This is a genomic window from Achromobacter sp., from assembly GCF_049647645.1.
GTDB lineage: Bacteria > Pseudomonadota > Gammaproteobacteria > Burkholderiales > Burkholderiaceae_B > Achromobacter.
On record NZ_JBARYB010000183.1, the window covers coordinates 1 to 17,947 of the forward strand.

The 17,947-nt window shown below is 66.9% G+C and carries 20 protein-coding genes; 9 read left to right on the forward strand and 11 right to left on the reverse strand.

The window, feature by feature from the left end; all coding sequences use genetic code 11:
• From WBB14_RS20565 to WBB14_RS20595, 7 genes are all read right to left on the reverse strand, one after another.
• Window positions 1-348 (reverse strand): FAD-dependent oxidoreductase (locus WBB14_RS20565; RefSeq protein WP_424241480.1); only part of this gene is annotated, 348 nt, incomplete at its 3' end.
• A gap of 20 nt (window positions 349-368) precedes the next feature.
• A complete protein-coding gene (nadA, locus tag WBB14_RS20570) occupies window positions 369-1,508 on the reverse strand; it encodes a quinolinate synthase NadA (RefSeq protein WP_424241481.1) in 1,140 nt (379 codons plus the stop codon).
• 139 nt (window positions 1,509-1,647) lie between these two features.
• Window positions 1,648-2,436 (reverse strand): PhzF family phenazine biosynthesis protein, encoded by a 789-nt coding sequence (locus WBB14_RS20575; RefSeq protein ID WP_424241482.1) that lies wholly within the window; start codon window positions 2,434-2,436, stop codon window positions 1,648-1,650.
• A gap of 93 nt (window positions 2,437-2,529) precedes the next feature.
• Window positions 2,530-3,027, reverse strand: a complete 498-nt coding sequence (locus tag WBB14_RS20580) for a transporter suffix domain-containing protein (protein ID WP_424241483.1) — start codon at window positions 3,025-3,027, stop codon at window positions 2,530-2,532.
• Between the two features lie 14 nt (window positions 3,028-3,041).
• The gene (locus tag WBB14_RS20585) at window positions 3,042-4,106 is read right to left on the reverse strand and encodes a DUF2955 domain-containing protein (RefSeq protein WP_424241484.1); all 1,065 of its coding nucleotides are present in this window, start codon (window positions 4,104-4,106) and stop codon (window positions 3,042-3,044) included.
• Complete coding sequence (locus WBB14_RS20590) at window positions 4,096-5,205, reverse strand: HlyD family secretion protein (protein WP_424241485.1); 1,110 nt, start codon at window positions 5,203-5,205, stop codon at window positions 4,096-4,098. Before WBB14_RS20590 ends, WBB14_RS20585 begins: the two co-directional genes overlap by 11 nt.
• Window positions 5,198-6,745: an efflux transporter outer membrane subunit gene (locus WBB14_RS20595; protein WP_424241486.1), complete on the reverse strand. Its 1,548-nt coding sequence runs from the start codon at window positions 6,743-6,745 to the stop codon at window positions 5,198-5,200. Before WBB14_RS20595 ends, WBB14_RS20590 begins: the two co-directional genes overlap by 8 nt.
• A gap of 248 nt (window positions 6,746-6,993) precedes the next feature.
• Between WBB14_RS20595 and ppk2 the strand changes: the two genes are divergently transcribed.
• From ppk2 to WBB14_RS20610, 3 genes are all read left to right on the forward strand, one after another.
• Entirely contained in the window at window positions 6,994-7,815 is an 822-nt protein-coding gene (ppk2, locus tag WBB14_RS20600) for a polyphosphate kinase 2 (protein ID WP_424241487.1), read from the forward strand.
• Between the two features lie 45 nt (window positions 7,816-7,860).
• Window positions 7,861-8,115, forward strand: a complete 255-nt coding sequence (locus WBB14_RS20605; protein WP_424241488.1) for an RNA-binding protein — start codon at window positions 7,861-7,863, stop codon at window positions 8,113-8,115.
• Window positions 8,116-8,257: 142 nt separating this feature from the next.
• Window positions 8,258-8,704: an SRPBCC family protein gene (locus WBB14_RS20610; protein WP_424241489.1), complete on the forward strand. Its 447-nt coding sequence runs from the start codon at window positions 8,258-8,260 to the stop codon at window positions 8,702-8,704.
• A gap of 34 nt (window positions 8,705-8,738) precedes the next feature.
• Here WBB14_RS20610 and WBB14_RS20615 read toward each other — a convergent pair whose 3' ends face one another.
• The gene (locus tag WBB14_RS20615; protein ID WP_424241490.1) at window positions 8,739-9,323 is read right to left on the reverse strand and encodes an SAM-dependent methyltransferase; all 585 of its coding nucleotides are present in this window, start codon (window positions 9,321-9,323) and stop codon (window positions 8,739-8,741) included.
• A 165-nt stretch (window positions 9,324-9,488) separates the two neighbouring features.
• Here WBB14_RS20615 and WBB14_RS20620 point away from each other — a divergent pair, with 165 nt between their 5' ends.
• Window positions 9,489-9,944, forward strand: coding sequence for a DUF1801 domain-containing protein (locus tag WBB14_RS20620; RefSeq protein ID WP_424241491.1), 456 nt, complete (start codon window positions 9,489-9,491; stop codon window positions 9,942-9,944).
• Between the two features lie 51 nt (window positions 9,945-9,995).
• On the opposite strand, the gene WBB14_RS20625 is transcribed toward WBB14_RS20620, so the two are convergent.
• Complete coding sequence (locus WBB14_RS20625) at window positions 9,996-10,952, reverse strand: LysR family transcriptional regulator (RefSeq protein WP_424241492.1); 957 nt, start codon at window positions 10,950-10,952, stop codon at window positions 9,996-9,998.
• A gap of 163 nt (window positions 10,953-11,115) precedes the next feature.
• On the opposite strand from WBB14_RS20625, the gene WBB14_RS20630 reads away from it, so the two are divergent.
• A complete protein-coding gene (locus tag WBB14_RS20630; protein ID WP_424241493.1) occupies window positions 11,116-12,126 on the forward strand; it encodes a Bug family tripartite tricarboxylate transporter substrate binding protein in 1,011 nt (336 codons plus the stop codon).
• 28 nt (window positions 12,127-12,154) lie between these two features.
• Window positions 12,155-13,870 (forward strand): N-acyl-D-amino-acid deacylase family protein, encoded by a 1,716-nt coding sequence (locus WBB14_RS20635; protein WP_424241494.1) that lies wholly within the window; start codon window positions 12,155-12,157, stop codon window positions 13,868-13,870.
• 50 nt (window positions 13,871-13,920) lie between these two features.
• Here the strand turns inward: WBB14_RS20635 and WBB14_RS20640 are convergent, their stop codons facing one another.
• Window positions 13,921-14,568 (reverse strand): IclR family transcriptional regulator, encoded by a 648-nt coding sequence (locus WBB14_RS20640; protein WP_424241495.1) that lies wholly within the window; start codon window positions 14,566-14,568, stop codon window positions 13,921-13,923.
• 94 nt (window positions 14,569-14,662) lie between these two features.
• On the opposite strand from WBB14_RS20640, the gene WBB14_RS20645 reads away from it, so the two are divergent.
• Together WBB14_RS20645 and WBB14_RS20650 are read left to right on the forward strand one after the other, a co-directional pair.
• Window positions 14,663-15,631 carry a Bug family tripartite tricarboxylate transporter substrate binding protein gene (locus tag WBB14_RS20645; protein WP_424241496.1) on the forward strand — a complete coding sequence of 323 codons (969 nt, stop codon included), beginning with the start codon at window positions 14,663-14,665 and terminating at the stop codon, window positions 15,629-15,631.
• Between the two features lie 14 nt (window positions 15,632-15,645).
• Window positions 15,646-16,521 (forward strand): TauD/TfdA dioxygenase family protein, encoded by an 876-nt coding sequence (locus WBB14_RS20650; RefSeq protein ID WP_424241497.1) that lies wholly within the window; start codon window positions 15,646-15,648, stop codon window positions 16,519-16,521.
• A 15-nt stretch (window positions 16,522-16,536) separates the two neighbouring features.
• On the opposite strand, the gene WBB14_RS20655 is transcribed toward WBB14_RS20650, so the two are convergent.
• A complete protein-coding gene (locus WBB14_RS20655; RefSeq protein ID WP_424241498.1) occupies window positions 16,537-17,016 on the reverse strand; it encodes a thioesterase family protein in 480 nt (159 codons plus the stop codon).
• 349 nt (window positions 17,017-17,365) lie between these two features.
• Between WBB14_RS20655 and WBB14_RS20660 the strand changes: the two genes are divergently transcribed.
• Window positions 17,366-17,920, forward strand: a complete 555-nt coding sequence (locus WBB14_RS20660) for a hypothetical protein (protein WP_424241499.1) — start codon at window positions 17,366-17,368, stop codon at window positions 17,918-17,920.
• Window positions 17,921-17,947 lie beyond the last annotated feature (27 nt).

Sequence of the window (17,947 nt, forward strand, 5' to 3'; positions counted from 1 at the left end):
GCGCAGGCCGTGGCCGCCCTCGCGCGTCAGGTGCAGTCCGCCTGGCTCGGCCGTGAACGCCACGCCCTGCTCTTGCAGCCACGCGATCGCGCCGCATGCGCGGGAAATGATGCCCCGCGTGGCGGGCAGATCGCACAGGCCAGCGCCAGCGACCAGGGTGTCGCGCACGTGCGCCTCTACGCTGTCGTCCGCCGCCAGCGGCGCGGCGATGCCGCCCTGGGCGCGGTTGCTGGCGCTGTCGCGCAGCTCGCCCTTGGATACCAGCGCGACCCGCCGCCGCGGCGCGAGTTCCAGCGCGGCGGCCATGCCGGCCAGCCCGCTGCCGATGATGATGACGTCGAATTCCATGAGCGAACCTCCCGTATTCCCTATGCCGGCCCGACGCTGGCGTACAGCGGCGTGTCTTGCGCCAGGTCGCCGCTGGCCTGCACGCGGCGCTTGCGCCGCTCCGCGAAGTCCAGCATGCGGTCGATCGGCGCCTTGGCGCGCAGGCCGAGCGCCGGATCCAACGTGATTTCGTTGCGGCCGTGCGCCAGCGCCTCGGCCAGATTGGTCAAGGCATTCATGGCCATCCAGGGGCACTGCGCGCAGCTCTTGCAGCTGGCGCTGTCGCCGGCCGTGGGCGCGGCCAGGAAGGTCTTGCCGGGCGCCAGCGCCCGCATCTTGTGCAGGATGCCCTGGTCGGTCGCCACGATCAGCAAGCCGGTATCGAATTTGCGCGCGGCCTCGATCAGCTGCGTGGTCGAGCCCACCACGTCCGCCTGCGCCAGCACCGCCGCGGGCGACTCCGGATGCGCCAGCACCTTGGCCTGCGGATGTTCGGCGCGCAGCAGCTCCAGTTCGACGCCCTTGAACTCGTCATGCACCAGGCATGAACCTTGCCACAGCAGCATGTCGGCGCCGGTCTGGCGCTGCACGTAATCGCCCAGGTGCCGGTCCGGCGCCCAGAGGATTTTCTCACCGCGCGCATGCAGATCGGCGATCACGTCCAGCGCGATGGAAGAGGTCACGACCCAATCCGCGCGCGCCTTCACTTCGGCGCTGGTGTTGGCGTAGACCACCACCGTCCGGTCCGGATGGGCATCGCACCAGGCCGCGAAATCGGCGGCGGGACAGCCCAGATCCAGCGAACACGTGGCGTCCAGGTCCGGCATCAGGATGCGCTTGTCCGGGCTCAGTATCTTGGCCGTCTCGCCCATGAAGCGCACGCCGGCCACTACCAGCGTGCGGGCCTCGTGATCGCGCCCGAAGCGTGCCATCTCCAGCGAATCGCCGACGCAGCCGCCGGTCTGTTCGGCCAGTTCCTGCAGTTCCGCGTCGACGTAATAGTGGGCGACCAGCACGGCGCGCTCCCGCGCCAGCAGTTCGCGTATGCGCGCCACGCAGGCTGCGCGCCCGGCGGCTGGCAGGGGTTCGGGCACGCGGGCCCAGGCCTGGCCGACGGCGCTGGGGCAGCTGGGCGTGGCAGGCAGATCGAATTCGACATACCGGCGGTTGGGGGTATCCATGGACGCGTCTCCTCGCGGAATTATTATGCTCATTTTGAGCATTTAATGGTCAAAAAAAGGGCACGATTTATGCTAGTGTTGAGCATAAATCGTGTCAATCTCTTTTTTTGTCGGAGACCCCGCGTCCGTCCGGCCGCTCTCAGATAAAGATCGAACCGCGCATATATAGCGCCGCGTGGCCGCTGATGATCACCCGGCCGTTGTCCAGCACCTCGCAATGCAGCTGGCCCTTGCGCGCGCCGCCCTGCTGCGCGCTCAGGCTGCGCTTGCCCAGGCGTCGGGCCCAGTATGGCGCCAGCGAGGTATGCGCCGATCCGGTCACCGGATCCTCGTTCACGCCCACGCGCGGCCCGAACCAGCGCGACACGAAATCGAATTTCCCCGACGGCGCCGTCACCGCCACGCCACGCGTATCGAAGGCCGCCAGCGCGGCGAAGTCCGGTTTCAAGGCATCGATCAGCGCTTCATCATCGATTGCCACCAGATAATCGTCCGTCTTGCAAAACGCCTGCGCGCCCGGCAGGCCCAACGCCTGCAGCAAGCCCGGCGGGATTTCCTGCGCTTCGGGCTGCTTGGCCGGGAAATCCATCGCCAGCCGGTCGCCCGCGCGGCGCACCTGCAATTCGCCGCTGCGCGTGGCAAAGCGCAACACGTCATCTGTTGCGCCCAGTTGCTCGAACAGCACCCAGGCCGACGCCAGCGTGGCATGGCCGCACAAGTCCACCTCCACCGCGGGCGTGAACCAGCGCAGTTCGTAGACATCGCCCTTGCGCACGAAGTAGGCGGTTTCGGACAAATTGTTCTCTTCGGCGATGCGCTGCAGCGTTTCGTCCGGCAGCCAAGCCTGCAGCGGCACCACCGCGGCGGGATTGCCGCCGAAGGGCGCGGCGGTGAAAGCGTCTACCTGATAGATGTCGAGTTGCGGCATGGCGGATCCTGGTTGAGGGTTGAGGTTGCGCGTTGCAACGCAAGCCGGCATTTTCCTATGAAAACGCCGGCGCCGATCCGGCAGTCCTCTCCGCTACACCGTGCGCACGAACAATCCCCTCAGCTTGCTCCAGAAGTCTCCGCCCAGCACGAAGAAACTTGCGATTAGCATGATGTCTCCGGCCAGCTGGGCCTGCCACAGATTGGGCCGCAAGCCCGGCCACATTTCGTCGATGTACGGTTCCAGCACCGAAGTCAGGATGGGCAGGAAGAACATGACCAGGCCGATGGCGTGGCGCACGGGGCCGACCTTCTGCGCGGGAGCGAGTTTCCTGGCATGGCCGAACACCATGGACTTCAGCCGCTGAAAGCCCTCCTTGCCCATGACGGCGATGCAGCTCAGCAGCAGCACCTTGTTGGCGATGAACACCGTGCCGGTGAGCGCCGCGATGCGCGGGCCGGGCACGTCCAGGTAACCCGCCACCGGGATGAGAAACCACAGGGCGAAGGCGATGATGAACAATCCTATCCCGCATTTGAAGCGCCATCCCGCCGCGGGCGCGGGTTGGGCTGGTTCGTCTGGCAATGACATGGCTGCCTCCTGGTTCAAGCGTCTGAAGGGACTGCGGTTGAAGGATTCTGCTCCGGCTCCTGGCCGCCCGAGGCACGGACGCGCGGTTCGAGCAGGCGCAGCATCAGGCAGGCGTAGAGCGTGACGCCGATGAACAAGCCCATGCGCACCGCGAATGCGGTGTAGACGTCCTTGCCGGCGGCGCTGTCCTGCACCGATTGGCCCAGCAGGATGACCAGCGTCACCAGCGTGTTCAGCCAGAAGCTGGGCGGATGCCGGGTCGGGCTCAGCCGGTAGAGCTTGCGTGCGGCCACGAGGCCGAACAGCAGCATCCAGAGAAAGAACATCCACAGGCTCACGAACAGGCTCAGGGCGCACCAGAAAGCGACCGCCAGCGCGCCGCCCAGCAGGGTCGAGCCCAGCAGTTCGCGGGCCGCGCCGTGCGCGGCGGTGACGCAACTCTGCCGCCCCAGGCTGACCGACTTCAGGATGATGGGCATATAGCCCAGCGGGTCGGTCAAGGCCAGCAGGAAGGCAGGCATCACCACCAGCGAGGCGCGCAGGGCCATGCGGCTAGCCTCGTCCGGCGGCAGGACCGGAGCCGCGGGCGGCGCGGGCGCGGCCGACGGCTCAGGGAACAACAGGTGGCAGCCGCCCAGCGCCAGGACGGCCACCAGCAATCCTTTGCCGAGCGCCTCGATCACCAGGGCGGCCAGCGCGAAATCGACCGTGCCGGCGGCGGAAATCATGGTCAGGCCGATGATGAGAAAAGTCGACAGCAGGTTATTGCCGCCGCGCAGCCCATGGCGGAAAGCGAAGTAAAGGCAAAGGGCGACCAGCAGCACGCCGCTCAAGGGGTAGTAGCGCAGCAAGGGGCTCAGCAGCAGGCCGATGGCAGTGGCGAGCAGCGCCATCAGCATCAGACCCAGGCCGCTCTTGAACGACAGGGGCCGGTTCATCGAAGCCAGCAGCAACACGCCCAGCACCGGCGCGACCATGGGAATGGGCAGGTCCAGGCCGAAGCTGATAGCCGTGCAGCAGGCGGTGCCCACGCCCACGCGCAATGCGCGCCGGCCACGGGGATCGGGATCAGTATGCATAGGAAAGCCAGCTCATCAGCCGCATATACCCGCGACCGAGTAGATTGAGCGGATTGCCGGAATTGGGAAAGGCCATGACCTCGGCTTGCCCGCCCACGCGCACACCGCTCAAGGGCGGCAGGTCGCCGGGATCGAATTCGACGATGACGGGAAAGCGCTGCGCCGGCCGCAGCCAGTCGCGGCTGTTCTGCACCGTGGGCAGGGAGCCCGGCGGCGTGCCCGGCCCCACGTTGACGCCATATCCGACGCTGCGCACGCGGCCCTTGAAGATCTGTCCGGGCAGCGCGTCCAGAATGATCGCCACCGGCGTGCCCGATTCCACATGGCCCAGGTTGTTCTCCGTCATTTCCGCACTGATCCAGACGTCATGGATGGCGATCAGCGTCATGACCGGGTTGCCGGCGGCGGCGAACTGCCCGGCATCGGTGCGCAGGTCGGTGATCAGTCCCGCCGAACGCGCCCGCACCTGCGTGTTGGCCAGGTCCAGTTCGGCCTTTTCCAGGGCGGCGGCGGCGCTGCGCAGCTTGGCATTGTCTTCCTCGCTGCCGCCTTCCTGCTCGCGCGCGCGCTGCACCTCGGCGCGCGCCGCCGCGACCTGGCTGATGGCTTGCGCCAGGTTCGCCCGCGCGATTTCCAACCGGCGCAGCGAGACGGTGCCCTGATCCTCGCGGTACAGGCGTTCGAGACGGGTGCTGTCCTGGCGCGCCTTCAGTTCATTGGCTTGGGCGGCGCGCAGGGAGGCCTGCGCCGAATCGATGCCCGCAGTGCTGGCGCCGATCTGCCTGCGCGTGGACTCCAGGTCGGCGCGGGCGCGGTCGACGGCAATGCGGTAGTGCTCGGGGTCGACGTCGAACAGGACCGCGCCGGCCTGGACGTCCTGGTTGTTGCGCACGTGCACCCGCGTCACGCGCCCCGCAACCTCCGACGCCACCGGCACGACAAAGGCCTGCACCCGCGCCTGCTGGGTGTACGGCGTGTAGCGGTCGGCCAGCAGATACCAGGCCAGGCTCAGGACGATGAACAGGACAACCCATCGGACGCCCTTTTTCGCGGGATCCGGCGCAGGCGCGGTGGCGGGCGGGGATTTCGAGTCACTCATCGGATCGCACCTTTTGCGCGGACAAGGCGGCGTCGGAGGCAGGCGCCGGTTCGGACAGCAGATCGCCCCAGTCGGTGCGCTGCCGCATCTGCTCGCGGGTCGCCGGGTCGAGCACCGGTTCCGCGCTGTACCAGCCGCCGCCCAGCGCCTTGTACAGGGCGATGAGGTCGCTCACCGCGCCGCCGCGGTTCACCACGTAGGCGTCCTGCTGGACCGCCAGCGCCTGCTGCGCGTCCAGCACGCGCTGGAAATCGGTATAGCCCTCGCGGTAGAGCGCGTTGGCCAGCGTGAGCGAGCGCCCGGCGGCCTGCGCCGACTGCTGCAGGATGCCGTCGCGCTCCAGGGCCTTGATCAGGCCGCTGGCCGCATCATCGGCTTCGCGCGCCGCCTGCCGCACGTCATCCTGGTAGGCCACGATCAACTGCTGCAGCCGCGCGTCCTGCACGCGCACATTGTTCTGCAAGCGGCCGTGGTCGAACACGTTCCAGCTGAGGGCGGGGCCGGCCAGCAGCGCCATGCCGCCCGCCGTGCCCGCCAGCGACGTGGCGGACCAGGCGATGCTGCCCAGCAGGGTCAGCGCAGGATAGAGGTCGGCCGCAGCCACGCCCACTTGCGCCGACTGCGCGGCGATGCGCAGTTCCGCGGCGCGGATGTCGGGACGCCGCAGCAGCAGGTTGGCGGGCACGTCCTGCAGCACCGCCCGGCCGATCAGCGGGACCACCGCCGTCTTGTCCTCCAGTTCCGGCATGGGGCCGGGCGGGCGGCCGACCAGGACCGCCAGGGCGTTGCGGGTCCGCATGATCTGGCTTTCGAATTCGGGGATGGTACCCAGGGTGCTCAGGTACTGCGTCCTGGCCTGCTGCAGGTCCAGTTCATCGGTCTCGCCGCTGCGGAACAGCTTTTGCGTGATCTCGTAGCTGCGTTTCTGGATGCCGGCATTGTCGCGGGCGATCCGCAGCCGCGCCTCGGCGGTGCGCAGCGCGTAGTAGCTCTCCGCCACCTGGGCATGCAGCAGCACCAGCACGTCATCGCGATTGGCCTGGGCTTCGAAGTAAAGCGCGTCGGCGGACTCGATGGCTCGGCTGAAGCGGCCCCAGAAATCGAGTTCCCAGCCGATGTCAAAGCCGGCACTGTACTGCCAGAAGCTGCTGGGCCGCGGATTGCCTTCGGCCGAGCGCGAGGACCGATGCTGGTACAGGGCGTTCGCCCCGACCACCTGAGTTTGCGGATAGCGTCCGCTCTGGGCAATGCCGAGCTGCGCGCGCGCTTCCATGATGCGCAGGCCCGCGATGCGCAGGCCCGCGTTGTTCGCGTCGGCCTGGGCGATCAGCGTTTCCAGGACAGGATCGCCGAAGACCCGCCACCACTGGCGGGCATCCGGCTGCAACTGCTGGCGGCTGGCCTGCTGCAGCGCAGGCGTGCTCCAATCCGCGGCCCAACCGGTGCGCTGGGGCTCGAAGTCCGGCCCGACACGCATGCAGCCGCCCAGGCAAAGCATGCCGATCAGCAACAGCCGGTTCGAACAGGTCAGCGGCGACATCGGGTATCGGGTCCGTGCAGAGCCTAACCGCCATGGTCCACCAGGCAGCTCCGATCCTGCTGGAGCGCAGTGTGCGAATTGATTCTATTGGCCTTTTCCGCTTCAAGCCAGAGGATCATTTTTCGGAGGAAGCACTAGGTAAAAAGCACTGCTGCGGCCTGCCCGTGTACAAGCGCCAACGGTCGGCGCTACAGTAAAAGATTCGAACGCTTCGACCGTTTTCCCGCAGCATATTCTGGAGTGACGTCATGACCGCTCGGAAGAAGGCAGCAGCAGAAGAAAAGCCACCAGTACAAGCCAAGCTCTCGGGAAAAAAATACGCGGAAGAACTGGCGAGGCTGCACGTGGAGCTGGTCAAGCTCCAGGAATGGGTCAGCCAGACCGGCGCCAAGGTCTGCATTCTTTTCGAAGGACGCGACGGCGCCGGCAAGGGCGGAACGATCAAGGCCATCACCGAACGTGTCAGCCCGCGCGTCTTCCGTGTGATCGCCCTGCCCGCCCCATCGGACCGCGAAAAAACCCAGATGTACATGCAGCGCTACCTGCCTTACCTGCCGGCGGCGGGCGAGGTCGTGATCTTCGACCGCAGCTGGTACAACCGCGCCGGGGTCGAACGGGTGATGGGTTTCTGCACCAAGGACGAGGTCAAGATCTTCCTGAAAGGCGTGCCGCTGGTCGAACGCGCCATCGTCGGTTCGGGCATCATCCTGCTCAAGTACTGGCTGGAAGTCAGCGAAGAAGAACAGACCCACCGGCTGCAGGCCCGCATCACGGATGAGCGCAAGATCTGGAAGCTGACCAGGATGGACCTCGATTCGTACGGCCGCTGGTATGACTACTCGCGCGCCCGCGACGATATGTTCGCGGCCACCGACACCAGCGTGTCGCCCTGGTTCGTCGCGCAGTCGGACGACAAGAAAAAGGTGCGCCTGAACATCATCAGCCACCTGCTCGCCCACATTCCATACAAGCGCATGCCGCGGGCCAAGGTGAAGCTGCCCAAGCGACAGAAGGCCGGCGGCTACCGTGATCCCGGACATCCCTTGAGGATGGTGCCCGCGAAATTCTGAGCGGCCCGCGCCTCTGTCGCCCACAAACTCCCTAGGAGAACGATCTTGGCTGCCCTGCTGATCAACCACGTGGAAGCAAGCACCTCCGACGAAGATATCCGGAGCTTTCTCATGAAGTACGGCTTTCCGTCCTTCGACCGCATCCAGCGCGTCCCGAGCGAGGGCGAGCGGCCCGCCGTCCTGGTGACATTCGACGGCGCCGGCCCCGAAGAGCTGCGCGTGCTGGCGCCCCGCATACATCAGGTGTTCTGGAAGAACCACACGATCGCCGTGCTGGTGATGCGGGAGCCCATTGAATAAGTGGCTGCATCGGAAGGCCCCCGCTCCCAAATCGTGACCAGATGTGCTTTTTAAGGGTTTCCCCCAGGATTTCTGCTGTCGATTTCCGGTCCACTGGTACGTCGTGTCAGTACGCACAACTTTTTTCAAAGGCGGACTTACCATGACTACCGGAACCGTAACCCTGCATCGCGTCATGCGCGCGCCGGCTGAACGCATCTACCGGGCCTTCCTGGAGCCCGACGCGATCGCGCGCTGGCTTCCCCCTTACGGCTACACCTGCCTGGTCCACCAGCTGGACGCCAAGGTCGGCGGCATGCACAAGATGTCGTTCCGCAACTTCGGCACCGGCCACAGCCACGACTTCGGCGGCGAATACCTGGAGCTGGTGCCGGGCCAGAAGATCCGCTACTCCGACCAGTTCGACGATCCCAACCTGCCCGGCCGCATGCAGACCACCGTCACCCTGCGCCAGGTTTCCTGCGGCACGGAGGTGAACATCGTGCAGGAAGGCATACCGGCGGCGATACCGCCAGAAATGTGCTACCTGGGCTGGCAGGAATCGCTGGCGCAGTTGATGCGGCTGGTCGAACCGGAAATTCCCGAGTGAGCGGCGGAACGTAGCGGACCAGGCTTGCCCGGCTTCACTTTTTTCTTGCGATGAACTGGACCACGCATGCCGGCCCCGTGTGGAATGTTCCCTCGACCACGTCGCGTTCGATTTCCTGCGCAAGCAGCACCTCGCAATTCGGGAAGTCCTGCTCCAGGTCCGCGCGCGCCATGAGCATGTCGGCATCCGGGGGGCCGCCCGTGCCCCGGCCGAGCTGGGCCTTCCGGTATGCCTCCAGCAGGATGATGCCGCCCGGCTTGAGGGACAGTTCGGCCAGGCGGTGCACTCTCCTGCGCAAGCCGCCGGGCATGTGGGCGAAGATCGACACGACGGCGCCGAAGGATCCTGGCGGCGGTTCGTACTCGGCGAAGTCCGCGGTTTCGGTGCGGATCGACACGCCCTTCGCGGCCGCCAGCCGGCGCGCCTTGGCGAGCCCGACGGCGGAACCGTCCACGCCGAGCACGTCCAGGCCCAGCGAGGCCAGGAAGACGGCGTTGCGTCCCTCCCCCTCGGCCACGCTGAGCACCGGCCCGGAAAGCAGGCCCGCGTGCTCAGCCAGGAAGGCGTTCGGTTCGGTCCCGTACACATACTCGTCAACGGCGTAGCGTTCATCCCACATATGCTTGAACTCCCTGATGTCTCGTCATGGCCCGCAGCAAGGGAACATATCCTGTCCGCCTTTTGCCGGAATGCAGATAGTCTTCCACTTCAAGTCGACTTGAAGTCAAGCGAATCACGTGGCCGGACCGACCGCGCGCCCTCCCACCAACGAAGGAGCCCATGCATGGCAGAAAAACCCTCGCTCAAGTCGGCAAAAACCCTCAAGAAAGCCGGCTCGCAACCCGTTTTGCTATCCGGCGGCAATCCACAAATTGCCAAGGGCGCGGGCGACGCGCCGGTGCAGGCCTACATCGCGGCCATGCCGGGCTGGAAGCGCGACCTCGGACGCCGCCTGGACGCGCTGATCGAGCACGCCGCGCCCGGCGTGCAGAAGGCGGTGAAGTGGAACTCGCCGCTGTATGGCATGGAAGGCCAAGGCTGGTTCCTTAGCGTTCACTGCTTTACCAAGTACGTGAAGGTGGCGTTCTTCCGCGGCGCAAGGCTGCTGCCCGAGCCGCCGGGACCGTCCAAGAGCGAGGACACGCGCTATCTCGACATCCGCGAGGACGACGAGCTGGACGAGGCGCAGTTCTCGGACTGGGTGAAGCAGGCCAGCGCGTTGCCGGGCGAGCGGATGTAAAAGCGGCGGCTGGAGCCCTGCCCGACCCGGCAGTTGCCGTGGGACAGGACGTTAGCGCCGGGGCTGGCGCTTCCTCCCGGAGGCGGCGCGCGGCGCTGCCGCGCCCGACAGCAGATCCTGCACCAGTTCGATGACCCGCTCCGCGGTCGGGGAAAGCGTGCGGCGCGCTCGGTGGATGACGCTGTAGGTCAGCGGGCCGGCGGCCGGATAGGACAGCGGCAGCGGCTCCAGCACGCCCTGCGCCAGTTCGGCCGCGATGGCCTCGCGCGTGCAGAACAGCACCACGTCGCTACCCAGCGCCACGTCGCGCAGCGTGGCGACGCTATCGCATTCGAAGGCGATGGGCAGGTCTTCCGGCCGCGCCACCTGATACAGCCGGGCCAGGTACTCGCGCGCCCGCAGCGGCAGGTCGGTGGCGGCCAGGCGGTACTGCGCCAGCGCCGCGCGCAGGCGCGGCTTGCCCAGGCCCTGCAGCGGATGGCCGGCGCGGGTGAACAGGCCGCCATGCTGCGGCGGCAAGGGCCGCACGGTGAAATCGCCGGGCGGCGGCAGGCTGTGCGTCACCGCCACGGCCAGATCCAGCTTGTCCTGCTGCAGCTTGTCCAGCAGGCGCTGCCAGCTTTCGATCTCGACGTGCACGCTCAGGCCCGGATGCTCGCGCGCGATGCGCACCAGCAGCGGCGACAGGAAGCCGGCCGCCGGAAACGCCCCCACGCCCAGGTTCACGCGGCCCGTGTCGTGGCCGCGGATCAGTTCGGCTTCGCGCCGCAGGTCGCGGGTTTCTCCCAGGATGCGCTGCGCGCGCTCCAGCACCATGCGCCCGGCCTGCGTGGGCGTGACGCCCGTGGAGGCCCGGTCCACCAGCACCAGCCCCAGCGAGTCTTCCAGCGACTGGATGCTGCGCGTGAGCGCGGACTGCGTCAGATGCAGCCTTTGCGCCGCGCGGGAGTAGTGCTTTTCCTCGGCGAGCACGGCGTAGTGCTGGAGCGACCGTATTGTGAGGCTCATGTATTTTTCTCATCAATATTGGGCTAAATATGCATTTGATTGCGCGCAAACGCAAGACTACAAAAGACTTGCCGCGACGGAAAAATGCAGCACCGGCCGCCCTGTGGTGAACCTCATTCCAGAGCAATGCAAGACATTGCCTACCCCCCCGGGAGGAGACAACATGAACCGCAAGTCGTTTTTGAAGCTGTTGGGTAGCAGCGGGGCTGCGATGCTGGGCGCCCTGGCCTGTCTTTCGGCGGCTGCCGCCCCCGTTACCCAGGCGCCGCCCTGGCCGGGCGGCGGCAAGCCCATCCGCCTGGTGGTGCCGTTTCCGGCCGGATCCGGGTCGGACGCGCTGGCGCGCATGTTGGCGATGAAGGTCACGCAGCGCACCGGCGCGCCGGTCATCGTCGACAACAAGCCCGGCGCCGGCACCATGATAGGCGCGCAGGAAGTGGCCCGCGCCAACCCCGACGGCTACACCCTGCTCTACACCATCGTCGTCACCCACACGCAGAATCCGCATCTCTACAAGAAGCTGCCCTACGACCCGGTGAAGGACTTCACTCCGGTCATCCAGGTGGTGCGCTCGGCCACCGTGCTGGTCGCCAACAAGGACGCGCCGTTCTCGACCACGGCGCAGATGATCGACTATGCCCGAGCCCATCCGGGCAAGCTGAATTTCGCTTCCTACAGCCCGGGGTCCACCTCGCATCTGAACGGCGAGATCCTGAAGCAGCAAACCGGCATCGACATCGTGCACGTGCCCTACAAGGGCACCGCCGACGCCAGCCGCGCGCTGCTGGCGGGCGAGGTCCAGGTCTACTTCGACGGCACGGCCACCGCCGTGGAGAACGCGCGCGCCGGCAAGGTCAAGCTGCTGGGCCCCGCCACCGACCGCCGCCTGAGCGTGCTGCCGGACCTGCCCACCCTGAAGGAGCAAGGCATACCCGGCCTGGACATCGTCGGCTGGCAAGGCATCTTCGGCCCCGGCGACATGCCGCCGGCGCTGGCCGAGCGCGTGGCCCAGGTCTTCCGCGAAGCGCTGGACTCGCCCGAGGTGACCCAGAGCATCGTGTCCCAGGGCAACGAAGTCAGCGGCGCGGGTCCCAAGGAATTCGCGCAGATCGTCCAGCAGGACAGCGAACGCTGGGGCGCCGTGATCAAGCGCATCGGCCTGGTCCTTCAATAGCTCCGGCGCGTATCGAAAGGAGAACGCAATGCATGATCTGGTCATACGCGGCGGCACGATCGTCGATGGCTCGGGCCAGCCCCGCTACCAGGCCGACCTGGCCATAGAAGACGGACGCGTGGTCCAGGCCGAAGGCCGGGCCGGCGCCGCGCGCCGCGAGATCCGCGCGGACGGCTGCCTGGTGGCGCCGGGCTGGGTCGACATCCACACCCACTACGACGGCCAGGCCACCTGGGACCCCTATCTCAGCCCCTCCACCTGGCATGGCGTCACCACCGCCATCATGGGCAATTGCGGCGTGGGCTTCGCCCCCGTCAAGCCCGAGCGGCGCGAATGGCTGATCAAGGTCATGGAAGGCGTCGAGGACATCCCCGGCTCGGTGCTGTCCGAAGGCATCCAGTGGGACTGGGAGACCTTTCCCGAATACCTGGACGCGCTGGACCGCCGCCCCAAGGCGTTGGACGTGGGCGCGCAGATCCCCCACAGCGCGGTGCGCGCCTACGTGATGGGCGAGCGCGCCATCCACCACGACGAAGCCTCGCCCGCCGACCTGATCGCCATGCGCGAAGTTGTGCGCGAAGCGCTGGTCGCGGGCGCGGTCGGTTTCTCCACCTCGCGTACCTTCCTGCACAAGTACGACGAGCGCAAGTATCCGCCCGGCACCTTCGCCACCGGCGAGGAAATCACCGCGCTCGGCTCGGTCATGGGCGAGGTCGGGCACGGCGTGTTCCAGATGACGGCCAACCATCCCGCCATGGAAGGCGAAATGCCCTGGCTGGAGCAGCTGGCGCGCCACAACCGCCTGCCCGTGCTGTTCAACCTGCAGCAGACCGACGGCGCGCCCGACGTCTGGAAGCAGATCGCCAGCAGCCTGGACCGCGCGCACCGCGAAGGCGTGCCGCTGCTGGCCGGCATCAGCGGCCGGCCGCTAGGCATACTGTTTTCGTGGCAGAGCACGCTGCACCCGTTCATCGCGCATCCCAGCTACCAGCCGCTGCATGCTCTGCCGCTGGCGGAAAAACTGGCCCATCTGCGCGACCCCGCCACGCGCAGCCGCATCATGAACGAACAGCGCGGCCTGCTGGATCGCCGCGCCGAAACGCTGTTCAGCAGCTTCCACAAGATCTACCGCCTGGGCAGCAATCCCGACTACGAGCCGCTGCCCGAGGAAAGCGTGGCCGCCATGGCGCAGCGCGACGGCCGCGCGCCGCTGGAAATCGTGTACGACCTGATGCTGGAGAACGATGGCCAGGCGATCCTGTACTACCCGTCCTTCAACTATTCGTACGAGAACCTGGACCATCTGCACCAGCTCATGCAGCACCCCAACACCGTCAACAGCCTGTCCGACGGCGGCGCGCATTGCGGCTACATCTGCGACGTGAGCATGCCCACGTTCATGCTCAGCCACTGGACCCGCGACCGCCGCCGCGGCCCGCTGCTGGAACTGGAACACGTGGTCAAGCGGCAGACGCGCGACACCGCCAGCGTGTACGGGCTGGTGGACCGCGGCCTGCTGCAGCCCGGCTACAAGGCCGACGTCAACATCATCGATCCCGCTGCCGTACGCGTGCATTGTCCGGAAATGGTGTTCGACCTGCCGGGCGGCGGCCGCCGCCTGATCCAGCGCGCCGACGGCTATGTGGCCACGTTGGTCAATGGGGTTCCGATCTTCGAGAGCGGCGTAGCCACGGGCGAACTGCCCGGCAAGCTACTGCGCGGGGCAGCGTACCGACCGGCCTGAGCGGCGCTGCGCGCTGACCCGTGCGCGTTCAGAACGCCGCCCGCCCCCGCTCACACCACGCCGACCCGGATCACCCCGGCGATGGTCTGCGCCGCCTGCTGCAAGGCAGGCACCATGTCGGTCTCCAGCCGGTCGCCTTCCACTTCCGGCGCGGCCACCGATATCCCCACCGACAGCAGACGCGAGCCTGCCTGCGGCACCGGCACGGCCACCGACACCTGATTGCTGTCCGGATAGTCGAACCGGGTCCACTGCCCCGGCGCCAGGCGCAAGCCGCCAGCCAGCGCGCTGGCCGGCGGCAACACGCTGCCCACGCGCAGATTCATCACCACCAGGCGGCGGCGCTCGGCCGGCGCCATGGCCCGGCCGATGATGATCACGCCCTCGGGATTCGCCTCGCCCAAATTGGAAGTGCCTGAATAGGCATCAGCCAGGTTCTGCAGGATCTCCTGCACGGCCTCCGTAACCCCCAGGCTTTCCATGGCCGCGAACCCCAGTTCGAAGACCTGCGGCGTGAGGCGCCAGCGGCTGTCTTCGCGCGCGGCATAGCCCTCTTCTTCCAGCGTCTGCAGGAACCGCAGCACGGTCGCGTGCGGCAAGTCGACAGCGCGCGCCAGCTCGGCCAGCGTGGGCCGGCCGTTGCCACGGAAGGCTCGCATGATGGATAGACACCGCTGAATCGATCTATTATTCTTCAATCGTTCACCTAATAAACGTATTGATCACTAGGTGAACAATACACATAAACGATGCTCCCGGCAAGACCGGCGAGCCAGGGAAGGAGATAAATCAATGAAACGCATCGCACTCGCCTTGGCGGCGGGTCTCGTGTTCTGTACGGGATCCGCCGCGGCGCAAGCAACGTGGCCCGCGCAGCCGGTCAAATGGATCGTGCCGTATCCGCCCGGCGGATCGACGGACATGCTGGCCCGGCTGGTCAGCCACAAGCTCGGCGAGCGGCTGGGCCAGCCCGTCATCGTCGAGAACAAGGCCGGGGCCGGCGGCAACATAGGCACCGATTTCGCGGTCAAGCAGCCGGCCGACGGCTACACCATCGTGATGGGCAATATCGGCCCCATCTCCATCAACCCCGCCCTCTATCCAGACCTGCCCTACAAGCCGCAGCGGGACCTGGCGCCCGTCACCATGCTGATGAGCGTGCCCAACCTGCTGGTGGTCAATCCCTCGGTACCGGTGCGCTCGGTGCAGGAACTGATCGCCTACGCCAAAAAGTCGAAAGCGCCGCTGGACTACGCCACGCCCGGCACGGGCACCTCGCTGCACCTGGCGGGCGAATTGTTCGCGTCGTCGGCGGGCCTGCGCCTGACCCACGTGCCCTACCGCGGCAGCGCGCCGGGCCTGAACGACACGGTAGCGGGCCACGTACCCATGATGTTCGACAACATGCCCTCGGCGCTGCAGCTGGTGAAGGCCGGCAAGCTGCGGGCGCTGGCGATCACCAGCACCGCGCGCTCGCCCCAGCTACCCGATGTGCCGACCATGGCCGAGGCCGGCCTGCCGGGCTATGAGATCGCCGGGTGGTTTGGCGTGCTGGCGCCAGCGGCCACGCCCAAGCCCATCATCGAGCGCTTGAACAAGGAACTGCTGGCGGTGCTGGCCATGCCTGACGTGCGCGAACAGATAGGCGCCATGGGCGGCATCATTTCGGCCGAGGGGCCGGCCGACTTCGGCCGCTACATCGCGGCCGAAACCGACAAATGGGGCGCATTGGTCAGCAAGGCGCAGATCAAGCTTCAGTAAGCAAGGAGACAAGCATGAGCACGTATCGCCATCTGGAAACCCAGCCGATAGCCGGCGCGCTGGGCGCCGAAATCCGCGGCATCGATCTGTCGCGGCCGTTGTCGGACGATCAATTCGACGAAGTGCGCGCCGCGCTGCACGAGCATCTGGTGGTGTTCTTCCGCGGCCAGCAACTGACCCCGCAGCAGCACATCGATTTCAGCTCGCGCTTCGGCGAGCTGCTGGAAGTACCGTTCGTGCGGGCGCTGGACGGACACCCGACCATCCTGCCCGTGATGAAAGGCAAGTCGGAAACCACCCGGCGCCTATTCGGCGGCCTGTGGCACACGGACATGAGCTACGCCGAAGAGCCCCCGCTGGGCTCGGCGCTGTATGGCCGCGTCATCCCGCCCTATGGCGGCGACACCATGTGGGCAAACATGTACCGGGCCTATGACGCACTGTCGGACAAGCTGAAGCAGATCCTGGACGGGCTGGGCGCGGTGCACAGCGCGGTCCGCTCCTATGGCGCGGGCGGCGCCGTGGTGAACAATGGCGACCCCGCCCACAAAATGGATGTGCGCACCGACGACCGCGCCGCCGGCGAGGTCATCCACCCGGTGGTGCGCGTGCACCCGGCGACGGGCAAGAAGGCGCTGTATGTGAACGGCACCTACACCCTGCGCTTTGACGGCATGACCCAGGAAGAAAGCGAACCCCTGCTGCAATTCCTGTACCGCCATGCGGCGCGGCCGGAATTCACCTGCCGCTTCCGCTGGACGCCGGGCTCGCTGGCGCTGTGGGACAACCGCTGCACCCAGCATCTGGCGATGAACGATTACGACGGCTTCGACCGCGAGATGCACCGCACCACGATCTCCGGCGACCGGCCGATCGCGGTCGCACGCTAGGCCATCCGGAATGGCTCAGCGCGGCGGCTTCAGCGGCAGCAGCCGCCGATAGCCTGGCGGCAGCGGCTGGGCGGCGTGCTCCGCAACGGTGCGCGCCAGCCGCTGCGCCAATTCCGGCGGGAACGGCTTGGCGCGCCGCGTTTCCAGATCCACGTGCAGCGAAAGCTGCTCCATCGTGGCCGCGACGTAGCCGTCGCGGGTCTGCATCAACTCCATCAGGCACAGCAGGCGCTTGTCGTCGGCTTCCAGCAGGCGGATGCGCAGCGCGAGCGGATCGCCCGCCAGCACTTCGCGCAGGTAGGCCACGTGCACATTCATCGTGTAGATGCCGCAACGCGTGGCCTCGGTGTAGTCCAGCCCCACCCCCACCTCGCGCAGCAGCTGGAAGCCGACGCGGTCGAAGATGCCCACGTAATGGGCCGCGTTCATGTGGCCGTACTCATCGATCCAGGCGGGGTCCACGCTCAGGGTCGTGGACGGAAGTGCTGATGTCATGGTTTCCTCGGGGACAGGGTTTCGCTCAACGCATGACAGTAGCCGAGGCCCGGCGGCGGATCAACGCCGGCGTCTTCGTGCCGGGGATGAAGCCGAAAGCCGCAGGCCCCGCGGGCCGCACGCCATCCTCGCACTAGTTCCTCCTGACCGGCCGGCGCCAGCCAGATGGCTGATACCGCAACAGGCCGCCGGGGTAAGGGTCCATCCGCGCTCCACCATCCAGGCGATAGGCGAACGGCGTCATATGCCGCACCCTGGCGGACAGGCGTAAATAGACAAGTTCGCGTCTTGATTCTCAAGGCGACGCTGCAACCGCGCAGGGGCGCGCGCTCAAGGTCGGGGAACCAAGATGAATATCCTGTTGGCGTTCACGCCATTCATCGTGTTTGTCATTATTGAAAGAACCGTCGGCGTACTGGAAGGACTTGCGGCCGGCGCCTTCGTATCCGCCGGGCTGGTGCTGCGCGACTGGCTCAGCCCCGAGCGGCGCATCAAGATCCTGGAAACCGGCACCCTGCTGCTGTTCTTGGGGCTGACCCTGTATGCCCCGATGGCGGACGGAGATTCCTGGACGATTGCCCAGGCGCGCCTGCGGGTCGACGCCGGAATACTGGTCCTGGTATTGCTGACGCTGGCGCTGCGCCGGCCGTTCGCGCTGGAATACGCGCGGGAAAAAGAACCGGAATATGTCTGGAAGAACCGCCGCTACGCCCGCATGAACTACGCCGTCGCCGCGGCCTGGGCGCTGGCCTTTGCCACCATGGTGGCGGCCGACGCGTTGCTGCTGTACCAGCCGCAGCTGCCGCAGGCGGTCGCGATTGCGGTGACGGTGGCGGCGCTGGCCGGCGCAATGAAATTCACCGCCTGGTATCCGGACAGGGTGGCGGCCACGCCACTCAGGTAGCCAGCCCGGGATCGGCAGGCTTGGAGA

What these genes read in the sequence shown, in the direction of transcription:
- nadA (WP_424241481.1), bottom strand. Translation starts at nt 1,508, where the DNA reads ATGGATACCCCCAACCGCCGGTATGTCGAATTCGATCTGCCTGCCACG.
- WBB14_RS20575 (WP_424241482.1), bottom strand. Translation starts at nt 2,436, where the DNA reads ATGCCGCAACTCGACATCTATCAGGTAGACGCTTTCACCGCCGCGCCC.
- WBB14_RS20580 (WP_424241483.1), bottom strand. Translation starts at nt 3,027, where the DNA reads ATGTCATTGCCAGACGAACCAGCCCAACCCGCGCCCGCGGCGGGATGG.
- WBB14_RS20585 (WP_424241484.1), bottom strand. Translation starts at nt 4,106, where the DNA reads ATGCATACTGATCCCGATCCCCGTGGCCGGCGCGCATTGCGCGTGGGC.
- WBB14_RS20590 (WP_424241485.1), bottom strand. Translation starts at nt 5,205, where the DNA reads ATGAGTGACTCGAAATCCCCGCCCGCCACCGCGCCTGCGCCGGATCCC.
- WBB14_RS20595 (WP_424241486.1), bottom strand. Translation starts at nt 6,745, where the DNA reads ATGTCGCCGCTGACCTGTTCGAACCGGCTGTTGCTGATCGGCATGCTT.
- ppk2 (WP_424241487.1), top strand. Translation starts at nt 6,994, where the DNA reads ATGACCGCTCGGAAGAAGGCAGCAGCAGAAGAAAAGCCACCAGTACAA.
- WBB14_RS20610 (WP_424241489.1), top strand. Translation starts at nt 8,258, where the DNA reads ATGACTACCGGAACCGTAACCCTGCATCGCGTCATGCGCGCGCCGGCT.
- WBB14_RS20615 (WP_424241490.1), bottom strand. Translation starts at nt 9,323, where the DNA reads ATGTGGGATGAACGCTACGCCGTTGACGAGTATGTGTACGGGACCGAA.
- WBB14_RS20620 (WP_424241491.1), top strand. Translation starts at nt 9,489, where the DNA reads ATGGCAGAAAAACCCTCGCTCAAGTCGGCAAAAACCCTCAAGAAAGCC.
- WBB14_RS20625 (WP_424241492.1), bottom strand. Translation starts at nt 10,952, where the DNA reads ATGAGCCTCACAATACGGTCGCTCCAGCACTACGCCGTGCTCGCCGAG.
- WBB14_RS20630 (WP_424241493.1), top strand. Translation starts at nt 11,116, where the DNA reads ATGAACCGCAAGTCGTTTTTGAAGCTGTTGGGTAGCAGCGGGGCTGCG.
- WBB14_RS20635 (WP_424241494.1), top strand. Translation starts at nt 12,155, where the DNA reads ATGCATGATCTGGTCATACGCGGCGGCACGATCGTCGATGGCTCGGGC.
- WBB14_RS20645 (WP_424241496.1), top strand. Translation starts at nt 14,663, where the DNA reads ATGAAACGCATCGCACTCGCCTTGGCGGCGGGTCTCGTGTTCTGTACG.
- WBB14_RS20650 (WP_424241497.1), top strand. Translation starts at nt 15,646, where the DNA reads ATGAGCACGTATCGCCATCTGGAAACCCAGCCGATAGCCGGCGCGCTG.
- WBB14_RS20655 (WP_424241498.1), bottom strand. Translation starts at nt 17,016, where the DNA reads ATGACATCAGCACTTCCGTCCACGACCCTGAGCGTGGACCCCGCCTGG.
- WBB14_RS20660 (WP_424241499.1), top strand. Translation starts at nt 17,366, where the DNA reads ATGAATATCCTGTTGGCGTTCACGCCATTCATCGTGTTTGTCATTATT.